This window comes from Streptomyces albofaciens JCM 4342 (genome assembly GCF_008634025.1).
GTDB lineage: Bacteria > Actinomycetota > Actinomycetes > Streptomycetales > Streptomycetaceae > Streptomyces > Streptomyces albofaciens.
Window position 1 is genome coordinate 3,143,050 of the sequence record NZ_PDCM01000002.1, and the last position, 25,626, is coordinate 3,168,675.

Below are 25,626 nucleotides of genomic sequence, written 5' to 3' on the forward strand. Positions count from 1 at the left end.
GCGCGCGTCATCCCTTCACTGCGCCGGCGGTCAGTCCGCCGACCGCCTTGCGTTGCAGGAACAGGAACAGGACCAGGATGGGCAGGGCGAAGAGCGAGGCGGCGGCCATCGTGGCGCCCCAGTCGTCGCCGAACTGGCTCTGGAACTGGGAGAGCCACAGCGGCAGCGTGCCCTTGTCCGGCTCCTTGTTGAGAACCAGCACGAGCGGGAATTCGTTCCAGGCGGTGATGAAGCCGAACAGCGAGGTGGCCATCAGGCCGGGCGCCAGCAGCGGGAAGATGACCTTCACGAACGCCTGGGTACGGGTGCAGCCGTCGACCATCGCGGACTCCTCCAGCTCCTTGGGCACGGCGGCGACGTAGCCGCGCAGCGTCAGGAGGGTGAAGGGCAGCACCATCAGCATGTAGAAGAAGGTCAGCGGGACCAGGCTGTTCAGCATGTCGGCGTCGCGCACGATCATGTAGATCGAGATGACCAGGACCTCCCAGGGCGCCATCTGGGCGACCATGAAGGTCAGGATGATCCCCTTGCGGCCCTTGAAGCGCATCCGCGCGACGGCGAAGGACCCGCACAGGGCGATCAGCAGGGAGAGCCCGACGGCGAGCACCGTGACGGTGACCGAGTTGCCCACCAGGGACCAGAAGTTGGGCGCGTTGACGGCCGTCGTGAAGTGCTCGAAGGTGCCGTTCAGCGGGAACCACACCGGGTCCTCGGTGATGATGTCGCCGTTCGGCTTGAAGGCCGTGGTGAACATCCAGTACACGGGGAAGGCGAACCCGAGGGCGAGCACGAGCGCCGCCGCGTTGGGCCAGATGCGGCCGAGCAGGGAGCGCTTCACGCCTCGTCCTCCTCTTGCTTGAGGGTCAGTCGCAGGTAGTACGCGGTCATGGCGAGCAGCACGACGATCGTCAGCAGCGAGATGGCCGCGCCCATGCCGAAGTGGAGGTTGCCGACGCCCTCGGTGAAGGCGTAGATCGGCAGGGTCTCGGTGAGCCTGTCCGGGCCGCCCTCGTTGATCGCGAAGATCTGCGGGAACGCCTTGAAGACCCAGATGATCTCCAGGAACGTGGTCGCCAGGAGGAACGGCTTGAGGAACGGGAAGGTGACGCTGGTGAAGACCTTCCAGGTGCCGGCGCCGTCCATCCGGGCCGCCTCGTACAGCTCCTTGGGGATGGTGGTGGTCGCGGCGTAGAGGTTCAGCGCCACGAACGGCAGCGACTGCCACACGATCAGCACGGTGATGACGAAGAACGTGGACAGCTGGCTGCCGACCCAGTCGTAGTGGGCCATCGAGTGCCAGCCCAGCTTGTCCAGGACCCAGTTGACGACGCCGTAGCGGGCGTCGAAGAGCCACTGGAAGACGGTGGTGGCGGCGATCGCGGGCATCGCCCAGGCCAGCACCAGTGCGACGGACAGCACCAGGCGCATCTTCTTGCCGAGCCGGGCCAGCAGCAGGCCGATCAGCACACCCAGCACCATGATCAGGGTGACGTTGACGGCGGTGAAGACGATGGTGCGGACGGTGACCCGCCAGAACTGCTCGCCGCCCAGAATGTCCTGGTAGTTGCCGATCCCGCGCCACTCGGTGAGGTGCTGGATCAGCTGCTTCATGTTCAGGTTCTGGAACGAGAGGATCAGGTTCCGCACCATGGGCCAGCCCAGGAAGACCGCGGTGGCGGCCAGGGCCGGGATCAGCAGCAGGTAGGGGGCCTTCCCGGCGGCCCGGCCGGTCCCGCGGCGGCGACCGGGCGGCGGGGCGCCGCCCTTGCCGATCCGTGGCGCGGGATTCTGCACCGCGTCCTCGATCTGCACTGACATGTCCCGCTTCTCCCCATCACCCGGTCGTGCTCGTGCTGGTGGTTCCGTACGGGGGCCGGGACGGCCGGCTCCCGTACGGAACGTTGGTGGCGGTCCCCGCGGCCGGCGCCGCCGCGGGGACCGCGGTCACTGGTTCCGGGGCGCGTCGCGCGGGTCCGTACGGACCGGACCGCCGGACGCGCCGCCGGGGTCACTGCTTCTGCGCCAGCCGCTTGTTGATCTCGGCCTCGACGTCCTTGGCGGCGTCCGCGGGGGCCTTGCCGTTGAGAACCGCGGTCATGTAGTTCTTGATCGGGTTCGGGGTGTTCTCGACCTGGGCCCACTCGGGGATCAGCGGCGTGGTGCCGCTGGACTTGGCGGCGCCGGGCGCGGCGGCCTCGGCGGCCGGGTTGCCCTTGGCGGCGTCCGCGAGGTCGGGGGACTTCGGGCTCCAGCCGACCTCCTTGACCATCTGTCCGTCGTTCTTCTTGGACAGCGCGACCTTCAGGAACTCCTTGGCGAGCTCCTGGTTCTGGCCGCCGCCGGCGACGGCGAAGTTGGAGCCGCCGAGGAAGACGCCCTCGGGCTTGTCGGCGGTCTCGCCCGGAATGGGGAAGAAGCCGATGTCGTCCTTGATGGCCGGGTTGGCCTTGACTGCGGTGGGGCCCTCGTAACCCATGGCGATGATGGCGCCGGTCTTGCCCTTGGAGAAGATCTCCGCCTGCTGCGGGGTGGCCTCGTCCTTGTTCTTCGGGGCGGTGCTGAAGGCCTGGTACTGCTTGTAGATGTCCATGGCCTTGGAGACCTTGGGGTCACCGAGGTTGGAGACCCACTTGCCGCCTTCCTTCTTCACCAGGTCGGCGCCGGTGCCGATGGTCAGGCCGTCGAAGAAGTACCAGTTCTGGCCGGGCAGGTAGAGCGGCTCGGCGTCGGTCTTCTGCTTGATGGTGTCGAACGCCTTGAAGAGCTCCGAGCGGGTCTTGGGCAGTTCCTTGATGCCCGCCTGCGCCCAGATCTTCTTGTTGTACATCACCACGCGGTTGCCCGCGTACCAGGGGAGCGCGTACTGCTTGCCGTCGACGAGGGAGGCCTTGTTGAAGGAGTCGTTCCAGTCCTTGCCGATTTCCTTCTTCAGGTCGCCCAGCTCCGCGAGCGCGCCGGCCTTGGCGTACGCGGCGGTCTGGGTGTTGCCGATCTCGACGACGTCCGGCGGGTTCTCCTCCGACAGGGCGGTGGTCAGCTTCTGCTGGATGCCGTTCCACTGCTGGACGCGGAATTCGACCGTGGCGCCGGTCTTCGCCTTGAAGTCCTCGGCGACCTGCTTGGTCCACTGCGTCGGGTTGGAGCCGTCCATCACCCAGACGATGAGCTTCTTGCCCTTGAAGCCGTCGGCTCCCGCCGACCCGCTGCCGCTGGACCCACAGGCAGCGACACTCACCATCATTCCCGCGACTGCCGTCGCCGCTATGAGCCCACGCTTCATTGCGTTCTCCCCTAAAGGCTGGCTGGTGGTCTTTAATGGTTTAGACCAGTGCCCGCAGCTTGGCCTAGACCTTTTGGGGTGTCAAGGGTGTATAAGAGTCGCTGTCAGGTCCGTTACCGGACCGACATCTCGGGCCTGTCGCCGCGGTAGCGGCGTGTGCCCGCGAGGCAGACGCTACGTTGGCGTCAGGCCCCGCGAGCGGGCACGGACCAGCAAGGGAGCATCGGGACCCCACCCGTGCCACGATGTGAGCCGCTACGTACGGAGGAGCCGGTGACGGCAGCGCGACAGGAGTCGGAGAGGCGGGCCATGGAGACCGACGGGGGCAGTGCGGACAACGGCGGCGGCGCACGCACCGCCCGCGTACCGAAGTACTACCGCCTCAAGCGCCACTTGCTGGAGATCACCGAAACACTGCCGCCGGGCACCCCGGTCCCGCCCGAGCGGACCCTGGCCGCGGAGTTCGACACCTCCCGCACGACCGTACGCCAGGCCCTCCAGGAACTGGTCGTCGAAGGACGGCTGGAACGCATCCAGGGCAAGGGCACGTTCGTCGCCAAGCCCAAGGTCTCGCAGGCCCTGCAACTCACCTCCTACACCGAGGACATGCGGGCCCAGGGCCTGGAGCCCGCCTCACAGCTGCTGGACATCGGCTACGTCACCGCCGACGACCGGCTGGCCGGACTGCTGGACATCGCGGCCGGCGGCCGGGTGCTGCGCATCGAGCGGCTGCGGCTGGCCAGCGGGGAGCCGATGGCCATCGAGACGACCCACCTGTCCGCGAAGCGGTTTCCCGCGCTGCGCCGCAACCTGGTCAAGTACACCTCGCTGTACACGGCACTGTCCGAGGTCTACGACGTCCGCCCGGCGGAGGCCGAGGAGACCATCGAGACCTCGCTGGCCACCCCGCGCGAGGCCGGGCTGCTCGGTACGGACGTGGGCCTGCCGATGCTGATGCTCTCCCGGCACTCGCTCGACGCCGAGGGCGCGCCGGTGGAGTGGGTGCGCTCGGTCTACCGCGGCGACCGCTACAAGTTCGTCGCCCGGCTGCGGCGTCCGGCGGACTGAGGACCCCGACGGCGGGCCGGGTCCGTTTCCGCGCCCGGTAGCGGGGCCGCCCCTTCCCGCGCCCCGCCGCCCGGTCGCGTCGCGGTATGGCGCGATCCGCCCCGCTGCCTCTACGGTCCTTCCGTCGTCGCGTCGACGGGAGGACGTACCGGTGCGCCCAGCAGGCCAGCCCCGAACTGCCGCCAGCCCCCGCAAGATCGCCGTATGGACGGCCGTGGCGCTGGTCGGCGCCGCCGGCTGGACGCTGCTCGCGCTGTCCCGCGGGGAGGAGGTCTCGGCCGCCTGGATGGTCGCCGCCGCGCTCGGTTCGTACGCCATCGGCTACCGCTTCTACGCGCGCTTCATCGCCACCCGCGTACTGCGCGTCGACCGGACCCGGGCCACCCCCGCCGAACGCCTCAACGACGGCGTGGACTTCCACCCCACCGACCGCCGGGTGCTGCTCGGCCACCACTTCGCGGCCATCGCGGGCGCCGGGCCGCTGGTCGGGCCGGTGCTCGCCGCCCAGATGGGGTATCTGCCCGGCACCATCTGGATCATCGTCGGCGTCGTCTTCGCGGGCGCCGTGCAGGACATGGTCGTGCTGTTCTTCTCCACCCGGCGCGACGGCCGGTCGCTGGGGCAGATGGCCCGCGAGGAGATCGGCGTGTTCGGCGGGGCCGCCGCGCTGCTCGCCGCCTTCGCCATCATGATCATCCTGCTCGGCGTACTGGCGCTGATCATCGTCAACGCGCTGGCCCAGTCCCCCTGGGGCACCTTCTCCATCGGCATGACCATCCCCATCGCCCTGCTGATGGGCTTCTACCTGCGGGTACTGCGCCCGGGACGGGTCACCGAGGTCTCCCTGATCGGTGTCGCGCTGCTGGTGCTCGCGCTGGTGGCGGGCCGCTGGGTCGCCGACTCCCCGTGGGCCGGCACCTTCACGCTGGAGCCGAAGACGCTGGTCGTCTGGCTGGTGGCGTACGGGTTCATCGCGTCCGTGCTGCCGGTGTGGACGCTGCTGGCGCCGCGCGACTACCTCTCCACCTTCATGAAGATCGGCACGATCGCGCTGCTGGCGGTCGGTGTGCTGGTCACGCTGCCGAACCTGAAGATGGACGCGGTCACCCGCTTCGCCGGGCGCGGTGACGGCCCGGTCTTCGCGGGCTCGCTCTTCCCGTTCGTCTTCATCACCATCGCCTGCGGCGCGCTCTCCGGCTTCCACGCCCTGATCTCCTCCGGCACCACGCCCAAGATGGTGCAGAAGGAGACCCAGATCCGCATGATCGGCTACGGCTCGATGCTCATGGAGTCGTTCGTCGCGGTGATGGCGCTGGTCGCGGCGTCGATCATCGACCCGGGGCTGTACTTCGCGATGAACGCGCCGGCCGGCGTCATCGGCGACACCGTCCGGTCGGCCTCGCAGGCCGTCGCGCACTTCGGATACAGCATCTCCCCCGACCAGTTGGCGGCCGCGGCCAAGGCCGTCGAGGAGCAGACGCTGCTGTCCCGTACGGGCGGCGCGCCCACCCTCGCCGTGGGGGTGGCGGACATCTTCTCGCAGGTGTTCGGTGGGGCCGGGATGAAGGCGTTCTGGTACCACTTCGCGATCATGTTCGAGGCGCTGTTCATCCTCACCGCGCTGGACGCGGGCACCCGGGTGGGCCGCTTCATGCTCCAGGACATGCTGGGCAACGTCTACAAGCCGTTCCGCAGGGTGGGTTGGAAGCCGGGGCTGGTGCTGTGCAGCGCGGCCGTGGTCGCGCTGTGGGGGTACTTCCTGTGGGTCGGCGTGCACGAACCGCTGGGCGGCATCAACCAGCTCTTCCCGGTCTTCGGCATCGCCAACCAGCTGCTGGCGGCGGTGGCGCTGACCGTCTGCACGACCCTGCTGGTCAAGTCCGGGCGCCTGAAGTGGGCCTGGATCACGGGTGTTCCGCTCGTCTGGGACGCCGTCGTCACCCTCACCGCGAGCTGGCAGAAGGTCTTCTCCGGGGACCCCAAGGTCGGTTTCTTCACCCAGCGTTCGGTCTACCAGGACGCCATCGACGCCGGGAAGGTGCTGCCGCCCGCCAAGACCATGGACGACATGCACACCGTGGTCACCAACTCGACGGTGGACGGCGTGCTGTCGGCGGTCCTCGCGCTGCTGATCGTGGTGGTGATCGCGGACGCGGCCCGGGTGTGCGTGCGCCATCTGCGCGACCCGTCCGCGACCCGGCTCAGCGAGGCCCCGTACGTGGAGTCGGCGATCGTCGCGCCCGCCGGGCTGGTGGCCTCCAAGGAGGAGAAGGCGGAGCTGGCGGCGGCGGAGCGGAGCGGGCCGTGAGGGCGGCCGGGCGCGCGCTGCGCTGGATCCGGTGGTACGTACGGGAATTGACGGGCGAGAGCGCGTACGAGCACTACGTCGCTCATGTCCGGCAGCACCAGCCGGACGCGCCGGTCCCCAGCCGCCGGGAATTCGAGCGGCGGCGTGCCGCGGCGCGCGAGGGAGATCCCCGCTCGGGCTTCCGCTGCTGCTGAAAGTCCGCGCTCACAGCCGAGTAGGCCCGCGTTCACAAGTGCGACGGCGCGCACCGTTGCCGTACCGATATGCGGACAGGTAGTGACGCGTACAACTTCCGTGGCTTAAATTTCCTGCCCACCACCCGCGTGATCACCGGGGACCGCCAGGGAACGGAGCCGCGCCCATGCCAGAGCCGTCCGCATCAGCCGGAACACCAGCGGGCAGAGCCGCGCCGGTCATCACCCCCACCCGCGTGATCGCCGGGCTCTGCCTGGTCGCGCCCTTCGTGGCGATGCTGTGGGTGAGCTCGTACGCCAAGGTGGAGCCGACGCTCATCGGCATCCCGTTCTTCTACTGGTACCAGATGCTGTGGGTGCTGATCTCGACGGCGCTCACCACGGTCGCCTACAAGCTGGTCCAGCGTGAGCGGCGGCTGCGCAAGGGGGGTGCGGCGCGGTGAAGGACGGCGTGAACGGCGTCGCGCTCGCCGTCTTCATCTTCTTCTTCGTGGCCGTGACGGTCATGGGCTTCCTGGCGGCCCGCTGGCGCAAGGCCGAGCAGTCCGCCAACCTCGACGAATGGGGGCTGGGCGGGCGCAGTTTCGGCACCTGGGTGACCTGGTTCCTGCTGGGCGGCGACCTCTACACGGCGTACACCTTCGTGGCGGTGCCGGCGGCGATCTACGCGGCGGGCGCGGCCGGATTCTTCGCCGTCCCGTACACGATCCTCGTCTACCCGCTGATCTTCACCTTCCTGCCCCGCCTGTGGTCGGTCTCGCACAAGCACGGGTACGTGACCACCTCGGACTTCGTGCGCGGCCGGTTCGGCTCCAAGGGCCTGTCGCTGGCCGTGGCGCTCACCGGCATCCTCGCCACGATGCCGTACATCGCGCTGCAACTCGTCGGCATCCAGGCGGTGCTGGACGTGATGGGCGTCGGCGGCGGCGAGGACACGAACTGGTTCGTCAAGGACCTGCCGCTGCTGATCGCCTTCGGTGTGCTGGCGGCGTACACCTACAGCTCCGGGCTGCGGGCGCCCGCGCTGATCGCGTTCGTCAAGGACGGGCTGATCTACCTGGTCATCGCCGTCGCGATCGTCTACATCCCGATCAAGCTGGGCGGCTTCGACCACATCTTCGCGGTGGCGAAGGACGCCTTCGCGCAGAAGAATCCGGCGACCGGCAAACCGCGCGGGGAACTGGCCAGCGGCCCGAACGCGCAGTGGGCGTACGCGACGCTCGCGCTCGGCTCGGCGCTCGCGCTGTTCATGTACCCGCACTCGATCACCGCGACGCTCTCCTCGCGCAACCGCAATGTGATCCGCCGCAACACCACCATCCTGCCGCTGTACTCCCTGATGCTGGGGCTGCTCGCGCTGCTCGGGTTCATGGCGGTGGCGGCCGGGATCAAGGTGCAGAACGGGCAGCTGGCGATTCCGCAGCTGTTCGAGAACATGTTCCCGGACTGGTTCACGGGGGTGGCGTTCGCCGCGATCGGCATCGGCGCGCTGGTGCCCGCCGCGATCATGTCCATCGCCGCGGCGAACCTTTTCACCCGCAACATCTACAAGGACTTCCTCAAGCCGGGCGCCACGCCCGCCCAGGAACACAAGGTCGCCAAGCTGGTGTCGCTGCTGGTGAAGGTCGGCGCGCTGGTCTTCGTCCTGACGATGGACAAGACCGTCGCCATCAACTTCCAGCTGCTGGGCGGCATCTGGATCCTCCAGACCATGCCGGCCCTGGTGGGCGGCCTGTTCACCCGCTGGTTCCACCGGTGGGCACTGCTGGCCGGCTGGGCGGCGGGCATGATCTACGGGACGCTCGCGGCGTACGGGGTGGCCAGCCCCACGCAGCAGCACTTCGGCGGCTCCAGCGCGGAGATCCCCGGCATCGGCGAGATCGGCTACATCGGCCTGACCGCGTTCGTGCTGAACGTCCTGGTCACGGTCGTCCTGACGGTGGTGCTGCGCGCGGTCAAGGCCCCCGACGGCGTGGACGAGACGTCCCCCGAGGACTACACGGCGGACGCCGGTGACAAGGGCGTCCAGGTCGAGCTGCCGCCTGCCGCGGCGGGGGTGCCGGCGGGGCACTGAGGGGGCGGGGACGGTTGTCAGACCCCCGGTGCACACTGGGCCCATGGACATCACGATCAGGCCCGCGCGGCAGGAGGAGTTCGAGGAGATCGGCGAACTCCTCGTGGCCGCCTACGCGGCGGACGGACTGCTGGCCCTCGGGGCCGACGACCCGTATACGGACCAACTGCGCGCGGTCGCGGAGCGGGCCGAGAGCGCCGAGGTGCTGACGGCGGTCGACGCCGACGGCACGGTGCTGGGGGCGGTGACCTTCGCCGCCCCCGGCAGTCCGTACGCCGAGATAGCCGGGCCCGACGAGGGCGAGTTCCGGATGCTGGCCGTCGCCCCCGCCGGCCGCGGGCGCGGCATCGGCGAGGCGCTGGTGCGCGCCTGCATGGACCGCGCCCGCTCCCTGGGCCTGCCCCGCATGGTGCTCTCCGCCCTGCCGCACATAAAGAACGCCCACCGCGTGTATGAGCGCATCGGTTTCACGCGCACACCTGAGCGGGACTGGGAGCCCGTGCCGGACATCACGCTGCTGGCGTTCACCTGCGACCTCGGCGAGGCGGCATAGCGCCGGGCCGGCCCCGTGCGCCCGGCCCGGCGCCGGGTTACGGCATCGGGTTACGGCAGCATTCGCCGTACGAACACATCCGTGACCCCATTCGTGTCCCCCGGCACCAGATTCGCCGCGTCCGAGTCGAAGGCCACGGTCAAGCCGATGGCGTCGGTGGAGACGTTGGAGGACCAGCCCGGGTCGGGTGTGCTGTCGACGGGGCGGCTGACGCGTTCGATGACGCCGGTGCGCATGTCGCGGACGAAGACGTCCGTCGCGTTGTTGGTGTCGTCCCGTACGAGGTCCGGCGCCGAGGACTGGAAGTACAGGCGACCGTTGTCGGCGGACAGCACGCCCAGGCCGGAGGAGCCGGTCTGCGGCTGCTTGCCGTCGTAGGTGTAGGACATCTGCTCCGTCGTGCCCTTGACGAGGTCCCGTACGAACAGGTCGGCCCGGCCCGTCGGGTGGCCGGGCACCACCTCGCCGTACTGGCTGGAGAAGACCACGTAGCGGCCGTCGGGGCTGAGCGAGGCGTTCCAGGCGCCGACCGTCTCGCCGGTGGAGGAGAGGCTCCCCACGCCGGTGCGGCCGGTGTCCAGGTCGTGCACGTAGAACGGGTAGCTGTGCGGTCTGCGCAGATCGGCCCGGTCGCGGGCGGCCGCGGCGGGGGCCGGGCGCAGGTTGGCGGCCTTGGAGGTGAAGCCGACCGTACGGCCGTCGTAGGTGATCGCCGGGTTGGCGGAGGGCCCGTTGGCCTGCTCTCCGGTGGCGGTGACGCTCACCCGCTCGACCGCGCCCGTCTTCCGGTCGCGGACGAAGATGTCCTGGGCCTTGTTGGTGTCGCCGGGCACCAGGTCCTCACGACTGGAGGCGAACGCCACGTACCGGCCGTTGGCGCTGATCACGGGCATCTGGGAGCCCTGCTTGCCCTGCGGCGGCTTTCCGTCGAGGGTGACGCTCTCGGTGCGTCCGGTCCTGCGGTCGTGCACGAAGATGTCGGTGGCGGCGTTGGTGTCCCCCGGCACGAGGTTGGCGGCACCGGAGGCGAAGGCGACATACCGGCCGTCGGCGCTGATGGTGGGCGTGGACGACCAGGAGTCGGCCTGGGTGCCGTCGCTCGCCACGTTGACGCGTTCGACGGCGCCCGTGCGCAGGTTCTTGACGAAGATGTCCGGCTGGCCGTTGGTGTCGCCGGGCACCAGGTTCGTCGCGTCGGAGCCGAACACGGCGAACCGGCCGTCGGCGCTGATCATCGAGCCGGACGAGCCGCCGTTGCCCTGTGTGCCGTCGGCGGCGACGCTGGCCCGCTCGGTGCCGGACGGCGGCGCGGACCGGGCGGCGGCCGTCGTGGCGGGCAGCAGCGCGGCGAGCGCGCACACCCCGGTGACGGCGGCGAGTCTTCGTACGGTGGTGCGGGTGGACCTCATGGCGGATTCCCCTCCTGGTGAATGCGTGCGTCGCCGTTGACGTCAGTGCGTGAGCCGGCGGACGAAGACGTCGCCCGTCCCGTTCGTGTCACCGGGCACCAGCCCGTCGTCGCGCGAGTCGAAGACCGCCAGCCGCCCGGCGGCGTCGGGCACCGCGGTATTGGTCCAGGAGGACGACTGGCCGCCGTCCGCGGTGACGTTGATCCGTTCGACCCGCCCGGTGCGCAGGTCGCGGACGAAGGCGTCGACCTCGCGGTTGGTGTCGCCGGGCACCAGGTTGGTCGCCGCGGAGGTGAAGAAGAGGCGCCGGTTGTCCGCGCTGAGCCGCCCGTCGGAGGACCAGCCGTTGCCCTGGGCACCGTCGTGCGCGCGGGACGCCATCCGGGTGGTGCCCTTCCCCAGGTCGCGGACGAAGATGTCGTACGTGCCGTTGGTGTCGCCGGGCACCACGTCGTCGGCCACGGAGGCGAAGACCGCGTGCCGGCCGTCGGGGCTCAGCCGGGGGAACGGCGACACGCCGACCACGGCGCCCGTCGAGCCGAGGCTCGCCACGCTCGTCCGCCCGGTGTCCAGGTCGTGGACGTACAGGGGGTCCTGCGGCGGCGGGCGGCGGAAGCCGGGTCCGGCGGGGGTGAGGTTCGTCGCCTTGGAGGTGAACGCGACCCGACGGCCGTCGGCGCTGATCGACGGGAAGGCGGAGGGGCCGTCGGCCTGCGTGCCGTCGCTCGCCACACTGACCCGTTTCGTCGTTTCCTTCTGCACATCGTGGACGAAGATGTCCAGGCGCTCGTTGGTGTCGCCGGGCACCAGGTCCGCGCGGTACGAGCCGAAGGCGAGGTGGCGGCCGTCGCCGCTGAGGGTGAAGTTCTGCACCCCGTAGCCGTACGGGGACGTGCCCGCGCCCGCGGTGGGGCTCGTGGTGCGGCCGGTCAGCCGGTCGTGGACGAACACGTCGCCCTCGCCGTTGGTGTCGCCGGGCACCAGGTTCGACGCCGAGGAGTAGAAGGCCACGTACCGCCCGTCGGCGCTGATCTCGGGTGATCCGGACAGGGCGTTGCCGCGCGTGCCGTCACCGGCGACGCTGACCAGGTCGACCTTTCCCGTCCGTAAATCCTTGACGTACACGTCTTGTTGGCCGTTGGCGTCGGCGGGTCCCAGATTGGTGGCTTCCGAGGTGAATGCCACGAACCGCCCGTTCGCGCTGAGCGTCGGACCGCCCGAGAAACCGTTTCCCTGCGTTCCGTCCGCGGCGACGCTGACCCGTTCGGTCGCCGGGGCCGCCGGCCGTGCCGCGGTGGCCGTCGCGGACAGCACCCCCGCCACGGCACACGCTCCGGCCAGCAGCCCCACGGCTCTCGCCACGCCGCGCGCAGCACCGTTTCTTCGCATGTCTCCCCCCTCACATCAGGCCCCCCACCCGCCCCGCCGGGCGACGGAGCAGACAAGGAGCCAATACGCTTCAGGAGTCCCGGTCAACGCATCAGGGACATTCCGCGCCACCAATACGCCCCCTGCATCAGCCCCCGTCCAGGAGGGCCGCCGGGCCCCGGCCGGAAGGCCCGGAACGGCTTCAGGAAGCCTCCGCAGGGGCTTCTGGGCGGCCCCGCAGCGCCCGGCGAACGGCCTCGGAACGGCTGCCGAATACCACGGCTCCGGACAACCCCGCGCCAACGCGACACAAGATATGGGGGTGGGTGCACGAGGCAGCACAAGATGTATGCTCGTGCTCGCTGTCGTCGCAGGGGAATCCGGTGCGAATCCGGAACTGTCCCGCAACGGTGTACGAAGTGCGGCAATCCGCACCCGTGAGTCCGAAGACCTGCCCGCAGTACGCCCGCGCCATCCCGGCGCGGTCGTCGATACGTCCGGGCCTCGCGGGTTGGGCCGGTGGACGCTGCGCGGTGTGCCCGCGCGCCCCTCGCCGTGCCAGGGGTGCCGCACGCCCGTACGCGGCCCTCCGTGCCTCCCCCGGGCCCCCGCCGAGTGAGGGAGAGCAGCACGTGACCATCGCGCCAACGGAGCCCGCGTCAGACCGGCAGGTCGTGCAGCCCGCGAAGGACACGAAGCCCCGGCAGGACGCCGGCGGCCGGGCCGAGGACGGCCCCGGCGCCGCGCTGCTGCGCACGCTGACCGACCTCACCGCCGACCTGGACGCCACCGACCCCGGCAAGGTCGCCGCCGCCGCGCTGCGCGGCCGCCACCCCGGCTCCGACGAGGCCGAACTGCGCTCGCTGGCCATGGAGGCCGCCGCCGGCCTGATCGGCGACGAGCCGCAGTACTCCAAGCTGGCCGCCCGCCTGCTGACGCTCGCCATCGCGGAGGAGGCGGCCGCGGAGGGGGCGACCGCCTTCTCCGCCTCCGTCGCCGTCGGACACCGCGAGGGCCTGATCGCCGACGACACGGCGGAGTTCGTACGGACCCACGCGGCGCGCCTGGACGAGCTGGTGGAGCGCGCCCTCGCGGACGGCGCCGACGACCGGTTCGGCTACTTCGGCCTGCGCACCCTGCACTCCCGCTACCTGCTGCGCCACCCGATCTCCCGGCAGGTCATCGAGACCCCGCAGCACTTCCTGCTGCGGGTGGCCTGCGGCCTGGCCGAGGACCACGGCGAGCGGGCCGTGGACGACGTCGCCGAGCTGTACCGGCTGACCAGCACGCTGTCGTACCTGCCCTCCTCCCCCACCCTCTTCAACTCCGGCACCCGGCACCCGCAGATGTCCTCCTGCTACCTGCTGGACTCCCCGCTGGACGAGCTGGACTCGATCTACGACCGCTACCACCAGGTGGCGCGCCTGTCGAAGCACGCCGGCGGCATCGGCCTGTCGTACTCCCGGGTGCGCGCCCGCGGCTCGCTGATCCGCGGCACCAACGGCCACTCCAACGGCATCGTGCCGTTCCTGCGCACCCTGGACGCCTCGGTCGCGGCCGTGAACCAGGGCGGCCGGCGCAAGGGCGCGGCCTGTGTCTACCTGGAGACCTGGCACGCGGACCTGGAGGAGTTCCTGGAGCTGCGCGACAACACGGGCGAGGACGCCCGGCGCACCCACAACCTGAACATCGCGCACTGGATCCCCGACGAGTTCATGCGCCGCGTCGAGGCGGACGCCGACTGGTCGCTGTTCTCCCCCAGCGACGTGCCGGAGCTGGTGGACCTGTACGGCGACGAGTTCGACGCCGCGTACCGCGAGGCGGAGGCCGCGGGCCTGGCCGTCAAGCAGGTCCCGGCGCGCATCCTGTACGCGCGGATGATGCGCACCCTCGCGCAGACCGGCAACGGCTGGATGACCTTCAAGGACGCCGCCAACCGCACCGCCAACCAGACCGCCGAGCCCGGCAAGGTGGTGCACTCCTCGAACCTGTGCACCGAGATCCTGGAGGTCACCGACGACGGCGAGACCGCGGTCTGCAACCTCGGCTCGGTCAACCTGGCCGCCCACCTGGGCGACGACGGCGAGATGGACTGGGAGCGGCTGGACGCCACGGTCCGTACGGCCGTGACCTTCCTGGACCGCGTGGTGGACATCAACTTCTACCCGACCGAGCAGGCCGGCGCCTCCAACTCGCGCTGGCGGCCGGTGGGCCTGGGCCTGATGGGACTCCAGGACGTCTTCTTCCGGCTGCGGCTCGGCTTCGACTCGCCCGAGGCGCGGGAGCTGTCCACCCGCATCTCCGAGCGGATCATGCTCGCCGCGTACGAGGCGTCCGCCGACCTCGCCGAGCGGCACGGGCCGCACCCGGCCTGGTCCGCAACCCGTACGGCCCGGGGCGTGCTGCACCCCGACCACTACCCGAACGCCGAGCCGCGCTGGGCGGACCGGTGGGCGGCGCTGCGCACCCGTATCGCGGCGACCGGCATGCGCAACTCGCTGCTGCTGGCCATCGCGCCGACCGCGACCATCGCCTCGATCGCGGGCGTGTACGAGTGCATCGAGCCGCAGGTCTCCAACCTGTTCAAGCGCGAGACGCTGAGCGGCGAGTTCCTCCAGGTCAACGCGTACCTGATCGAGGAGCTGAAGGCGCTGGGCCTGTGGGACGAGCGCACCCGTGACGCACTGCGCGAGGGCAACGGCTCGGTGCAGGAGCTGGACTGGATCCCCGCGGAGATCCGCGAGCTGTACCGCACGGCCTGGGAGATCCCGCAGCGTGCCCTGATCGACATGGCGGCGGACCGTACGCCCTACCTCGACCAGAGCCAGTCGCTGAACCTGTTCATGGCGTCGCCGACCATCGGCAAGCTCAGCTCGATGTACGCCTACGCCTGGAAGCGCGGCATCAAGACCACGTACTACCTGCGCTCGCGGCCGGCGACCCGGATCGCCCAGTCCGCGCGCGGCACGGGCGGGGGCGCGCAGACCGCTCCCGTACCCGCTCAGGCGGCCGACCCCGAGGCCGTCGCCTGCTCCCTGGAAAACCCCGAGTCCTGCGAGGCATGCCAGTAACCATGACCACCACCCCTGAGAAGACCGAGACGTCCGCCGCCGCCTCGCACACCGCCACCACCGGCAAGAAGAACCTGCTCGACCCGGGCTTCGAGCTGACCCTGCGTCCGATGCGCTACCCGGACTTCTACGAGCGCTACCGCGACGCGATCAAGAACACCTGGACGGTGGAGGAGGTCGACCTCCACTCCGACGTCGCCGACCTCGCCAAGCTCTCGCCGGGCGAGCAGCACCTGATCGGACGACTGGTGGCGTTCTTCGCGACCGGTGACTCGATCGTGGCGAACAACCTCGTGCTGACGCTCTACAAGCACATCAACTCCCCCGAGGCGCGGCTCTACCTGAGCCGGCAGCTGTTCGAGGAGGCCGTGCACGTCCAGTTCTATCTGACGCTGCTGGACACCTATCTGCCCGACCCGGACGACCGCGCCGCCGCGTTCGCCGCGGTGGAGAACATCCCCTCCATCCGGGAGAAGGCCGAGTTCTGCTTCAAGTGGATGGATTCGGTGGAGTCCATCGACCGTCTGGAGTCGAAGGCCGACCGCCGCCGTTTCCTGCTGAACCTGATCTGCTTCGCGGCCTGCATCGAGGGCCTGTTCTTCTACGGCGCCTTCGCCTACGTGTACTGGTTCCGCTCGCGCGGCCTGCTGCACGGACTGGCCACCGGCACCAACTGGGTCTTCCGCGACGAGACCATGCACATGAACTTCGCGTTCTCGGTCGTGGACACGGTGCGCGAGGAGGAGCCGGACCTCTTCGACGACGAGCTGGAGCGCCAGGTCACCGACATGCTCAAGGAGGCCGTCGAGGCGGAGCTGCAGTTCGGCCGGGACCTGTGCGGCGACGGGCTGCCGGGCATGAACACCGAGTCGATGCGCGCATACCTCCAGTGCGTGGCGGACCAGCGCCTCCAGCGCCTGGGCTTCGCGCCGGTGTACGGCTCGGAGAACCCGTTCTCGTTCATGGAGCTGCAGAACGTGCAGGAGCTGACCAACTTCTTCGAGCGGCGCGCCTCGGCCTACCAGGTCGCCGTCGAGGGCTCGGTCTCCTTCGACGACGAGTTCTGATCCGACGCGTCCCGAGCAGTCGGACGGTGCCGGTCCCGCGCGTGCGGACCGGCACCGTCCGTTTCTTTATGTCCGACGAATCCGGACCGGATTTGATGAGTCGATGACAACGGGCGGACGACGGCAACCCTGCTCCGGCACGTCTGCTCTCCCGTTACATGAAGGGCAGCGAGCAAACGGGAAAGCGGTTCGTCGACTATCCCCGCCGGGGCCGCAGCGGCTGGCGCCGGTGGCTGCCGTCCTGGAGACAGCAGCTCGGCGTTTCGGCCGTCGGCGCGGCCGGTCTCGCCGGGCTCTTCGCCGTCGTGTACGCCCAGGTCGACATCCCGGACGAGAACGCCGCCGCGCGCCAGGAAGCCACCGTCTATTACTGGGCGGACGGCAGCCAGATGGTGACCGAGGGCGCCGTCAACCGGCAGAACGTGAGCCTCGGCCAGGTGCCCGACCCGGTGGAACACGCCGTGATCGCGGCCGAGAACGCGAGTTTCTACTCCGATTCCGGGGTCTCGCTCTCCGGTATCGCGCGGGCCGCGGTGAACATGGCCCAGGGCCAGGACGCACAGGGCGGCTCGACCATCACCCAGCAGTATGTGAAGAACACCTATCTCTCGCAGGACCAGACGCTCAAGCGCAAGGTGAAGGAATTCTTCATCGCGCTGAAGCTGGACAACCGCAAGTCCAAGACGGAGATCCTTCAGGGGTATCTCAACACCAGTTATTTCGGGCGGCATTCGTTCGGCATCCAGGCCGCCGCGAACGCGTACTACGGCATTCCGGCCAAGGACCTGGATCCCAGTCAGGGTGCGGCGCTGGCCGCGCTGCTCAAAGGTGCCGAACAGTACGACCCGGCACTGAGCGAGGCCAATCACCGGCGTGCGGTGGCGCGTTGGAAGTGGATTCTGGACCGCGAGGTGGAGACCGGGATGATGAGCCGGGAGGAGCGCGCCCGGTACACCCGGTTCCCCGAGCCGCGCACACCCGTCACCCCGACCAGTCAGAAGGGCCAGACCGGCTATCTCGTCGACGCCGCGAAGAAGTACCTCAAAAGCCGTACCGGCCTGACCGACCGCGATCTCGCGCGCGGCGGCTACCGCATCCACACCACCTTCGAGAAGGACCGGGTGGCCCGGCTGGCGAAAGCGGTGGAGGACGAGCAGCGCCGCGGTATCGATCCGAAGAAGCGGGCCGCCGACACGCACGTGGAATTCGGTGCCGCGTCGGTGCGGCCCCGGGACGGCGCGGTCGTCGCGCTCTACGGCGGCCCGGACGCGACGCGGCACTTCGCGAACAACGCGGACACCGCGGGCGTACCGGCCGGCTCGGCCTTCAAGCCGTTCGTGCTGGCCGCCGCCCTCCGCGACCCCGCGCCCGAAAGTACCGAGACGCCCGAGCGGGAAGCCGCCGCGCCCGCGGACGCACCCGCTCCGGGCGTGGCCACCGTGCGGGGCGTCGTGCCGCCGGACCTGTACGAGGGTCTGGTGACCTCCGCCCATCCGCCGTTCGTCGCCGCCGGGCGGCGCCTGGGCCTGGAGAAGGTGCGCGACCTGGCGATCGAGGCGGGCCTGCACAAGGCGAGCCTGGCGCGCCTGGAGCGTACGTTCCCGCTCGGCACCTCCACGCCCAGCGCGATCCGGCTGGCCGGCGCGTACTCGCTCTTCGGCAACGACGGCAGCCGGACCGAGCCGTACTCGGTGACCAGGGTGGAGCACGACGGCCGGCCGTTGCCGGGCCTCGCGCGGCCGGCGCCGCGCCGCGTGCTGGCGCCGGAGGCGGCGCTCGTCATCAAGCAGGCGCTCCAGGCGTACGCCGGGAAGACGCTGCCCCCGGAGACCGCGGCGAAGCTGCCGCGCGGTGTCTGGGCGGGCGGCACCGGTCCGCGGGACCGTATGCGGTCGGCGTGGTTCATCGGCAACGACGGCACCGGCGGCGGCGGGCTGACCACCGCCGTCACCGTCTTCCGCGCCGAGCCCGGGGCGCCGCGGCTGCTGCCGATGGAGGGCGTGGGCGGCGACCCGCGGTTCGGCAACGGCATACCGCCCCGGATCTGGGCGGCGTACGCCGGGAAGTGAGCGGCGGCCGGGCCGGGCCGGGGCTCAGTCGTTGGCGACGACCGGGTACCGCGGCTCGCGCTCGGCCATCTGCTTCAGCGCGTCCTTGCGGTCGCGCTTGGAGAGCCGGTCGATGTACAGGTAGCCGTACAGGTGGTCGGTCTCGTGCTGGAGGCAGCGCGCGAAGTAGCCGGTGCCCGCGACCTTGATCGGGTTGCCCTCGGCGTCCTGGCCGCGGACCACCGCGTAGTCGGGGCGGGCCAGCTCCGCGTACGCGCCGGGCACGGACAGGCAGCCCTCGTTGGAGTCGTCCAGCACCCGCCGCTCGACCGGCAGGTCCTCCAGGACCGGGTTGCAGACCGCGCCGACGTGGCGTACGCCCTCGTCGTCCAGGCAGTCGTACACGAAGACCTTCAGGTCCACGCCGATCTGGTTGGCGGCCAGGCCCACGCCCTCGGCCGTGCGCTGGCTGGCGAACATGTCGTCGATGAGCCGGGCCAGCCCGTCGTCGAACTCGGTGACGTCCTTGCACTCCTTGTGCAGCACCGGGTTGCCGACGACGGTGATCGGACGGGACGTACCGCGCTCGCGGTGCGCCTTCTCCCGCTCGTCCGCGCCGGTGACGTCGTCGACGAAGCCCTCCGCCGCCCGCTCCTCGTTGTGGTCAAAAACAGGCTGTTGCGCCATCTCCGCCGTACGCCTTCCTGGAAACCCGAAATTCTTCGCCCACCAGCCTACGGGGCGCCCCGGCGGCCCTCAGCAGACCTCTTCAAGATCACGCCACTCCCGGGTGTCCGGGCTGTCCGCGACCCAGCCGTCCAGCAGGCCGCGCACCAGACCGGCGGGCGCCGCGATGCCGCACTCGCGCTCCGGCACCCACAGCGAGCCGGAGCCCGCGGTGCGGTGGCCCAGCGGCCCCGGGTGGCCCGGTTCGCTGTGGTCGTGCGGGTCCAGGTGCTCGCCCTCGCCCTCGTCGCTGGGCATCCGGCTCTCGGAGCACGTACGGCACAGCAGGCGGACGGAGGACGACCAGTCCTCGGCGGCAAAGCCCGCGTCGGCGGCCAGGCGCTCCAGGGCGTCCCGGTCGGCCTCCGTGGCGGCCTCCAGGAGCACCACCCAGGTCGGTACCGGGGAGGGCGCCCAGAGCTCGATCTCGTCGAACACCGGGAAGGACGGTCCGGCGGCGGTGGTGCGCTCGCCGTTCGGGACGCCGTCGTGCAGCACGACCTCGCCCCAGCGCCGCCCGGAGGACGGCAGCGGGATGGAGAGCACTTCGATGCGGGCCGGGTCCAGCCGGCGGCCCCAGACCACCTCGGCCTCGCCCTCGGGCGACAGGCGCACGGCGGCGCTGCCCAGCTCCATGCCGACCGGCTCCGCGGACGGCGAGCCCTCGCCGGGGACCTTGAGGCCGTACGCCTGCCAGGCGCGCCGGGCCAGCGGCCAGTCCTGGAGGGCGGTGGCGGCGATGCCCACGTTCCACCAGTCGGGGGCCCCGGCCTCGCGGTCCAGCAGGGCGACCGCGCGCAGTCCGGCGGCGCGCGCCTGCTCCCAGTCGTGCCGGAACTTGTGCAGCAGCGCGAGGTTGAACCAGGACTCCGACAGCCACGGCTCCATGTCCGCGGCCCGGGTCAGCAGCGCGCCCGCGTCCTCGTAACGGCCGTCACCGATCAGCGTGAAAGCGCGGTCGGTCGCCTGTCGCCACGAGGCGGAGGGCCGGTGCCGTACCTTGCCGAAGATCCTCACGATTCCCGCCTGCTGGTTGCTTCCTGGATGCCGCCCCGGACGGAGGCCGGGGGCCGTTCGAGGGCCCACTCGACAACCTGCCACAGATTGCCGCCGGGCTCAGCCCGGTTGCCGCGCCGGCCGCGGCCCGCCACCGACCCCCTCATCGGCTCCTTGCCTTTCGCCGACCCCCTGAATCCCCGTTCGTGGGGGTTCCTTCGCATCCAACCATGCCCATCTCCGGGGCCGCTCATTACCCATCGGTTCCATGACCTTGCGCGGGTGTTTGTGGCGGTCTGGGTGGGGCGTGCGACACGAACGTCCGCACGAGTTGTGCCACGGGACGGCTGTCGGCGACGCGGCCGGGCCGTACATCGGAAGCGGCCCCGGGAACCGCGCGTGCTGCCCCGCTCCGGGGGGCGCGCGAGATGCGCTGTCCGGCAGGAGCCGGAACGGCGTTCGGCAATGAGGTGTTCGGGAACGCCGAAGCGCCGTGCGGGAGTTGGCGCCCGGCGGGCGGGAAAAGCGTGAAGATCGGGCGGGACGAAACGCCCCGCCCCTCACCCCTTCGGGTGATACGCCGCGTTATTCGGCCCGCGCGGTCTCGCCGCGCGCGTCGAGCGTGCCGTCCGGGCCGGGCCCGGCGGCCTGCTCGGAGGCCTTGGCCGCCGCGGCGGCGCGGGCCTCCGCCTGTTCCTGCTTCGCCTGCTCCAGCACGCTCTGCTCGGGCACCGCCTCGCCCGCGCGGATCAGGTCGATCCGGCCCATGACCTTCGACCGCAGATCGGTCGGCACGTCGTCATGGCCGCAGCAGCGCTTGACGAGCTTCTTGACGGCCTGCTCCAGCCCGTACTTCTCCAGGCAGGGCGAGCACTCGTCGAAGTGCTCCTGGAACTTCTCGCATTCACCGGCCGGCATCTCACGGTCGAGATACTCGTACAGATGGTCGAGGACCTCTGAGCAGTCCTTCTCGTGCGGCTCTCCGCAGCTCATGATCCCGAGCCTTTCCGATCGTGCGGCTGCGACGACTGCCCGGTCGCAGCGCCCGCGCCGGCGGGGACCAGCCCACGCTCACGGGCGTAATCCTCCAGCATGCCGCGCAGTTGGCGCCGGCCGCGGTGCAGACGGGACATCACCGTGCCGATGGGTGTACCCATGATGTCGGCGATCTCCTTGTACGCAAAGCCCTCGACGTCCGCGAGATAGACCGCGATGCGGAATTCCTCCGGAATGGCCTGAAGGGCGGCCTTCACGTCGGAGTCCGGCAGATGGTCCAGCGCCTGCGACTCGGCGGAGCGCAGCCCGGTCGACATGTGCGACTCGGCGCGCGCCAGCTGCCAGTCCTCGATCTCCTCGGCGGCGCTGCGCTGGGGTTCGCGCTGCTTCTTGCGGTAGGAGTTGATGAAGGTGTTCGTGAGGATGCGGTACAGCCACGCCTTGAGGTTCGTTCCCTCACGGAACTGGTGGAAGGACGCATACGCCTTTGCATACGTCTCCTGAACCAGGTCCTCCGCATCGGCCGGGTTGCGCGTCATGCGCAGCGCGGCCGAATACATCTGGTCCAGGAAGGTGAGCGCGTCCCGCTCGAAGCGCGCGTTGCGCTCGGCGTCCGTCTCCCGCGTCCCGTTGCCGGCGTGTCCCTCCGCCGTGCCGTCGGTCCCTGCGTCGGTACCGGTGACCGGACCCACCTCCTCCAACACCGTGACGGGTCCGGATGCTGACCCGCTCGAATCGGAGAATAGACGACGATCCGGTACCGCCGCCGCTCCAGCCATGGCGGTCTGGGCGCCGCGCAGCTGTGTCCACTGCAGGTCAGCGGCCTGCGGGCGGGCTGGGCAAGCGATTCCCATGCGGCGGGCTCCCATTCTTCGAAGATTCCTTCAACGTCCTGCAACCCGCACAACAGCCGCGCCCCGCACGTCATTCCCGCACCGTGCGCGCGGGACGTGAGCATGGTCACGCGGATGTCCGGGCGCCACCGGAACACCCCCGAGCCCTTGACAAAAGCGCTTGCCGGTTCGGCAATGAAGACATGGACGACAAGGCGTACGAACGGGTGCTCACGGACGTGGGGCCGCGGCTGCGGCGGCTACGGCAGGAGAGAGGGGTGACACTCGCCGCGCTCTCGGAAACGACGGGCATCTCGGTGAGCACCCTCTCGCGCCTGGAGTCGGGCGGGCGCAAGGCCACCCTGGAACTGCTGCTGCCGCTCGCCCAGGCCCATCAGGTGCCGCTGGACGAGCTGGTCGGCGCGCCCGAGGTGGGCGATCCGCGGGTACGCGCGGTGCCGCAGCGCCGCAAGCACATGACGTTCGTGCCGCTGACCCGGCAGCCCGGCGGCCTCCAGGCGTACAAGATGGTCATCGACCCGGTGCCGGGCACCCCCGAACAGCGCACCCACGAGGGCTACGAGTGGCTGTACGTGCTCTCCGGGCGACTGCGGCTGCTGCTCTCGGACCGGGACGTGGTGCTGCGCTCCGGCGAGGCCGCGGAGTTCGACACCCGGCTGCCGCACTGGTTCGGCCCGGCGGACGACAAGCCGGTGGAGATCCTCAGCCTCTTCGGGCGGCAGGGCGAGCGGATGCATGTACGCGCCAAGCCGCGCTCCAGGCAGGACGACGACTGAGCGGCGCACGTCCGACGGGCCGGCCGCGGTTCAGGCGAAGAGGCCGTCCAGCCACTCCCCCACCGCGTCCGTGAGCAGGACCATCGCCGCCGGCTCGTCGAGGTCCGCCTTCTTCGGTACGGCGAACCCGTGGTCCCCGTGCGGCACCTCGACCACGCGGGTGCCCGCCGGGAACTCCGACGGCCGCCCGAACGGGTCACGGCCGCCCTGCACCACCAGCGTCGGCAGCCCGGCCCCGGTCAGTTCGTCCGCGCGCGACTTCTCCGGCTTGCCCGGCGGGTGCAGCGGGAAGCTCAGCGCCAGTACGGCGCGCGCGCCCAGACCGCGCGCCGTACGGCAGGCCACCCGCGCCCCCGCGCTGCGCCCGCCCGCGACCACCGGCAGCCCCGGCTTCTCCAGGGCGGGCCACAGCGCGGTCCACGCGGTGTCCAGCGTCCTGGGGGCCGGCGCGAGCTTCTTGCCGGCGACCCGCCACGGCTGCTCGACCAGCGCGACGGTGTAGCCGCGCGCGGGCAGCGCGGCGGCCAGCGCGCGCAGGTCCCGGGCCTCGATGCCGCCGCCCGCGCCATGGCCGACCGCGAGGACGGCCCGCGCGTCCTCCGCCGGGTGCCAGGTGACGCGCGCCTCACCCACGGGTGTCTCCACTGTTTCGCTCACACCCTCATCCTGCCGCCCCGGCCCCGCGGACCGGCTCCGGGGCGCGCGTCGGAAAGGGCGCGCGTCAAAGGGCACGCGTCAGAAGGCGCGTCGGAAAAGGCCCGCGTCAGAAAAGGCCCGCGTCAGAAAAGGCCCGCGTCAGAAAAGGCCCGCGTCAGAACAGCGTCTCCTCCTCCGGCGCAGGCAGCTCCTTGACCAGCTCGGGCCCGTTGTTGCGGACGTTGCTCACGTCGGACGACACCGGGTAGGCGCGCATCAGCCCGGCGGGCGGCGGCGCGAGCAGCGGCAGCAGGTCGTCCACGTCCGTACGGGCCGGGTCGAGCCAGGCGTCCCACTTGTCGGGCGTCAGGACCAGCGGCATCCGCGGGTGGATGTCGGCGAGCGCCTGCGGGCCCGCGCCGCCGTCCGCGTTCGCCAGCGGGGTGGCCTCGGCCTCGGTGGTGACGACCGTGCAGGTCACCCACCACGCCTGCGGGTGGTCGTCGGGCAGCGTACGGTCGCGCCAGAACTCGTACAGCCCGGCCAGCGCCATCACCTGCCCGTCCGCCGGTGTGACGAAGTACGGCTGCTTGCGCGGGCGCTTGCGCTTGCCCTGCTCCTCCAGCTGCCGTTCGGCTGCCGCGGTGACCCACTCGTAGTAGCCGTCGCCGGGCAGCAGGCAGCGGCGGGCCGCGAACGCCCGCTTGAACGACGGCTTCTCGTGCACCGTCTCCGCCCGGGCGTTGATCATCTTCACCCCGACATCGGGCGATTTCGCCCAGGACGGGACCAGTCCCCAGGTCAGTCTCCGCAGCTGGCGAACCGGACGGCGGTCTTCCGCGTCTTTCAGGGGACGTTCGAGCACCGCGTGGACGTTCTTCGTCGGGGCGACGTTCCAGTCGGGCGCCAGGGTCTCCTCCGGTTCCCACTTCTCGACCTCGAAGAGCCCCACCAGATCCTCGGGGCTGCGACTCGCTGCATACCGTCCGCACATCTAGATCCACCCCTCTGACCTGCGGATTCCCCGAGTCAGGCCGCCGTAGTCAGCACCAAGTCAGCACGGTGCTGGGTAATCGCCACATCCATGACCGTGATGGCTCGTCCGGTCGAGTCCGGCGTGAGGTGGCCGTACGTGTCGGCCGTCTCGTTGATGGACTTGTGTCCGAGCCACCTGGACACGTCCAACAATGGCAGACCGCTGCTGAGCGCCGTCGAGGCGAACCAGTGCCGGAGGTCGTGAGGCGACCAGTCGAACCCGAGCGTCTTGATGACCTTCCGGAACGCCGTCGAGTAGTCCGTGGTGGCCACCAGCGTCCCTGTGAGCGTCTGGAACAGCTCTCCGTTCGGTCCGGTGCCGTAAGCGGCGACGTGCGCCGCTACGCCCTCCCGAAGGTGGGTCGGCAGGGGAATGTCCCGCCAATCACCTACCTGCCGGTGCTTGAGAGGGCCGATCAGGGGACCTTGCCCCTTCTTTCCTCGCGTCACCTGCCTGCGGACCCGTACGCGGTCGCTCAGGAAGTCACCTTCCCGCAGCGCGAGCATTTCGCCGGTACGCAGACCGAGAGCAGCCATGATCCACACGGACAGGGCCCAGTCACGGCGGAACTCATCCGCGATGTCCTGCACCTGCTGACCGGACGGCAACAGCGTCTCGTCCACGGCCTTACTGGGGAGCTTGGGGAGCTTGGCCCCGATGAACGGGCTCCGGGCAATGTCGCCGTTGATGACAGCCGCTTTGCAGACCGCCCGCAGGGGCGTCATGTAGGCGTCCACAGAATTGGCAGACAGACCGCCCACGGTCATAGACCGGCCCAGTTCTTCGATGTCTGCGGCCCGCAGGGACGACAGCAGGCGGTTCCCCAGAGCGGGGAAGATGTGGAGCCGAAACGCACGGTCGTAAGTGCCCTCTGTGTTGGGCGCCATGTGCTGACGCCCCATCCACTTCTCTGCGTAGGTTCGGACGGGAACGGCCCCGCGCTTGGGGTCGAGGTAGACCCCTTCCCGCTTGTCATTCTCCATCTTCACGCCGTAGTCGTTGGCCGCCTTCTGGGTCGGGAACGACTTCTCGCGCTGCCTACCGGCACGGCCACCAGGCTCGCGATACCGAACCGTCCAGGCGTGCTTACAGCGGCTCTGCGTGCAGGGGTACTCCTTGTGCTTCTTGTCGGTCTTGCACTTCTGGAAGGTCGTTGCCACGTGAGG

At 70.3% G+C, this 25,626-nt stretch carries 22 protein-coding genes and 1 riboswitch; of the genes, 10 read left to right on the forward strand and 12 right to left on the reverse strand.

Going from position 1 to position 25,626, the window contains the following annotated elements:
• Window positions 1-7 precede the first annotated feature (7 nt).
• From CP973_RS33510 to CP973_RS33520, 3 genes are all read right to left on the reverse strand, one after another.
• Window positions 8-838: a carbohydrate ABC transporter permease gene (locus CP973_RS33510; protein WP_150247551.1), complete on the reverse strand. Its 831-nt coding sequence runs from the start codon at window positions 836-838 to the stop codon at window positions 8-10.
• Complete coding sequence (locus CP973_RS33515; RefSeq protein ID WP_150247552.1) at window positions 835-1,818, reverse strand: carbohydrate ABC transporter permease; 984 nt, start codon at window positions 1,816-1,818, stop codon at window positions 835-837. The genes CP973_RS33510 and CP973_RS33515 overlap by 4 nt, the downstream gene beginning before the upstream one ends.
• A gap of 190 nt (window positions 1,819-2,008) precedes the next feature.
• A complete protein-coding gene (locus tag CP973_RS33520) occupies window positions 2,009-3,280 on the reverse strand; it encodes an extracellular solute-binding protein (protein WP_150247553.1) in 1,272 nt (423 codons plus the stop codon).
• A 309-nt stretch (window positions 3,281-3,589) separates the two neighbouring features.
• On the opposite strand from CP973_RS33520, the gene CP973_RS33525 reads away from it, so the two are divergent.
• The 6 genes from CP973_RS33525 (at window position 3,590) to CP973_RS33550 (ending at window position 9,477) form a co-directional block, all read left to right on the forward strand.
• On the forward strand, window positions 3,590-4,348 hold the full coding sequence (locus CP973_RS33525; protein WP_030587435.1) for a GntR family transcriptional regulator: 759 nt from the start codon (window positions 3,590-3,592) through the stop codon (window positions 4,346-4,348).
• Between the two features lie 151 nt (window positions 4,349-4,499).
• Window positions 4,500-6,656, forward strand: coding sequence for a carbon starvation CstA family protein (locus CP973_RS33530; protein ID WP_150247554.1), 2,157 nt, complete (start codon window positions 4,500-4,502; stop codon window positions 6,654-6,656).
• Window positions 6,653-6,850: a YbdD/YjiX family protein gene (locus CP973_RS33535; RefSeq protein ID WP_150247555.1), complete on the forward strand. Its 198-nt coding sequence runs from the start codon at window positions 6,653-6,655 to the stop codon at window positions 6,848-6,850. The genes CP973_RS33530 and CP973_RS33535 overlap by 4 nt, the downstream gene beginning before the upstream one ends.
• A gap of 167 nt (window positions 6,851-7,017) precedes the next feature.
• Window positions 7,018-7,293, forward strand: coding sequence for a DUF3311 domain-containing protein (locus CP973_RS33540; protein WP_150247556.1), 276 nt, complete (start codon window positions 7,018-7,020; stop codon window positions 7,291-7,293).
• Window positions 7,290-8,924, forward strand: coding sequence for a monocarboxylate uptake permease MctP (mctP, locus tag CP973_RS33545; protein WP_208853346.1), 1,635 nt, complete (start codon window positions 7,290-7,292; stop codon window positions 8,922-8,924). The genes CP973_RS33540 and mctP overlap by 4 nt, the downstream gene beginning before the upstream one ends.
• Window positions 8,925-8,967: 43 nt before the next feature.
• Complete coding sequence (locus tag CP973_RS33550; protein WP_150247557.1) at window positions 8,968-9,477, forward strand: GNAT family N-acetyltransferase; 510 nt, start codon at window positions 8,968-8,970, stop codon at window positions 9,475-9,477.
• A gap of 50 nt (window positions 9,478-9,527) precedes the next feature.
• On the opposite strand, the gene CP973_RS33555 is transcribed toward CP973_RS33550, so the two are convergent.
• Window positions 9,528-10,886, reverse strand: coding sequence for a TolB family protein (locus CP973_RS33555; RefSeq protein ID WP_150247558.1), 1,359 nt, complete (start codon window positions 10,884-10,886; stop codon window positions 9,528-9,530).
• A gap of 42 nt (window positions 10,887-10,928) precedes the next feature.
• Window positions 10,929-12,248: a TolB family protein gene (locus CP973_RS33560; RefSeq protein ID WP_167538559.1), complete on the reverse strand. Its 1,320-nt coding sequence runs from the start codon at window positions 12,246-12,248 to the stop codon at window positions 10,929-10,931.
• A gap of 315 nt (window positions 12,249-12,563) precedes the next feature.
• A riboswitch (cobalamin riboswitch) is annotated at window positions 12,564-12,727 on the forward strand.
• A 159-nt stretch (window positions 12,728-12,886) separates the two neighbouring features.
• Here CP973_RS33560 and CP973_RS33565 point away from each other — a divergent pair.
• The 3 genes from CP973_RS33565 (at window position 12,887) to CP973_RS33575 (ending at window position 18,461) form a co-directional block, all read left to right on the forward strand.
• Window positions 12,887-15,325: a ribonucleoside-diphosphate reductase subunit alpha gene (locus CP973_RS33565; RefSeq protein ID WP_150247560.1), complete on the forward strand. Its 2,439-nt coding sequence runs from the start codon at window positions 12,887-12,889 to the stop codon at window positions 15,323-15,325.
• A 2-nt stretch (window positions 15,326-15,327) separates the two neighbouring features.
• Window positions 15,328-16,392 carry a ribonucleotide-diphosphate reductase subunit beta gene (locus CP973_RS33570; RefSeq protein WP_150247561.1) on the forward strand — a complete coding sequence of 355 codons (1,065 nt, stop codon included), beginning with the start codon at window positions 15,328-15,330 and terminating at the stop codon, window positions 16,390-16,392.
• A gap of 158 nt (window positions 16,393-16,550) precedes the next feature.
• Window positions 16,551-18,461, forward strand: a complete 1,911-nt coding sequence (locus tag CP973_RS33575) for a transglycosylase domain-containing protein (RefSeq protein WP_150247562.1) — start codon at window positions 16,551-16,553, stop codon at window positions 18,459-18,461.
• Between the two features lie 24 nt (window positions 18,462-18,485).
• Here CP973_RS33575 and def read toward each other — a convergent pair whose 3' ends face one another.
• From def to CP973_RS33595, 4 genes are all read right to left on the reverse strand, one after another.
• Window positions 18,486-19,127, reverse strand: a complete 642-nt coding sequence (def, locus tag CP973_RS33580) for a peptide deformylase (RefSeq protein ID WP_150247563.1) — start codon at window positions 19,125-19,127, stop codon at window positions 18,486-18,488.
• A gap of 69 nt (window positions 19,128-19,196) precedes the next feature.
• Window positions 19,197-20,183, reverse strand: a complete 987-nt coding sequence (locus CP973_RS33585; RefSeq protein WP_030370727.1) for a tetratricopeptide repeat protein — start codon at window positions 20,181-20,183, stop codon at window positions 19,197-19,199.
• A 564-nt stretch (window positions 20,184-20,747) separates the two neighbouring features.
• Entirely contained in the window at window positions 20,748-21,155 is a 408-nt protein-coding gene (rsrA, locus tag CP973_RS33590; RefSeq protein ID WP_150247564.1) for a mycothiol system anti-sigma-R factor, read from the reverse strand.
• On the reverse strand, window positions 21,152-21,850 hold the full coding sequence (locus CP973_RS33595) for a sigma-70 family RNA polymerase sigma factor (RefSeq protein WP_208853423.1): 699 nt from the start codon (window positions 21,848-21,850) through the stop codon (window positions 21,152-21,154). Before CP973_RS33595 ends, rsrA begins: the two co-directional genes overlap by 4 nt.
• Before the next feature lie 344 nt (window positions 21,851-22,194).
• Between CP973_RS33595 and CP973_RS33600 the strand changes: the two genes are divergently transcribed.
• Window positions 22,195-22,788: a helix-turn-helix domain-containing protein gene (locus CP973_RS33600; RefSeq protein WP_150247565.1), complete on the forward strand. Its 594-nt coding sequence runs from the start codon at window positions 22,195-22,197 to the stop codon at window positions 22,786-22,788.
• 30 nt (window positions 22,789-22,818) lie between these two features.
• On the opposite strand, the gene CP973_RS33605 is transcribed toward CP973_RS33600, so the two are convergent.
• The 3 genes from CP973_RS33605 to CP973_RS33615 form a co-directional block, all read right to left on the reverse strand.
• Window positions 22,819-23,445: an alpha/beta hydrolase family protein gene (locus CP973_RS33605; protein ID WP_150247566.1), complete on the reverse strand. Its 627-nt coding sequence runs from the start codon at window positions 23,443-23,445 to the stop codon at window positions 22,819-22,821.
• 154 nt (window positions 23,446-23,599) lie between these two features.
• Window positions 23,600-24,418 carry an SOS response-associated peptidase gene (locus tag CP973_RS33610; RefSeq protein WP_150247567.1) on the reverse strand — a complete coding sequence of 273 codons (819 nt, stop codon included), beginning with the start codon at window positions 24,416-24,418 and terminating at the stop codon, window positions 23,600-23,602.
• A 35-nt stretch (window positions 24,419-24,453) separates the two neighbouring features.
• The gene (locus CP973_RS33615) at window positions 24,454-25,620 is read right to left on the reverse strand and encodes a tyrosine-type recombinase/integrase (RefSeq protein WP_150247568.1); all 1,167 of its coding nucleotides are present in this window, start codon (window positions 25,618-25,620) and stop codon (window positions 24,454-24,456) included.
• Between the last annotated feature and the right edge of the window lie 6 nt (window positions 25,621-25,626).

Coding starts and splice junctions, on each gene's coding strand:
- CP973_RS33515 (WP_150247552.1), bottom strand. CDS start 1,818: ATGTCAGTGCAGATCGAGGACGCGGTGCAGAATCCCGCGCCACGGATC.
- CP973_RS33520 (WP_150247553.1), bottom strand. CDS start 3,280: ATGAAGCGTGGGCTCATAGCGGCGACGGCAGTCGCGGGAATGATGGTG.
- CP973_RS33525 (WP_030587435.1), top strand. CDS start 3,590: ATGGAGACCGACGGGGGCAGTGCGGACAACGGCGGCGGCGCACGCACC.
- CP973_RS33540 (WP_150247556.1), top strand. CDS start 7,018: ATGCCAGAGCCGTCCGCATCAGCCGGAACACCAGCGGGCAGAGCCGCG.
- CP973_RS33550 (WP_150247557.1), top strand. CDS start 8,968: ATGGACATCACGATCAGGCCCGCGCGGCAGGAGGAGTTCGAGGAGATC.
- CP973_RS33555 (WP_150247558.1), bottom strand. CDS start 10,886: ATGAGGTCCACCCGCACCACCGTACGAAGACTCGCCGCCGTCACCGGG.
- CP973_RS33570 (WP_150247561.1), top strand. CDS start 15,328: ATGACCACCACCCCTGAGAAGACCGAGACGTCCGCCGCCGCCTCGCAC.
- CP973_RS33575 (WP_150247562.1), top strand. CDS start 16,551: ATGAAGGGCAGCGAGCAAACGGGAAAGCGGTTCGTCGACTATCCCCGC.
- def (WP_150247563.1), bottom strand. CDS start 19,127: ATGGCGCAACAGCCTGTTTTTGACCACAACGAGGAGCGGGCGGCGGAG.
- rsrA (WP_150247564.1), bottom strand. CDS start 21,155: ATGAGCTGCGGAGAGCCGCACGAGAAGGACTGCTCAGAGGTCCTCGAC.
- CP973_RS33600 (WP_150247565.1), top strand. CDS start 22,195: ATGGACGACAAGGCGTACGAACGGGTGCTCACGGACGTGGGGCCGCGG.
- CP973_RS33610 (WP_150247567.1), bottom strand. CDS start 24,418: ATGTGCGGACGGTATGCAGCGAGTCGCAGCCCCGAGGATCTGGTGGGG.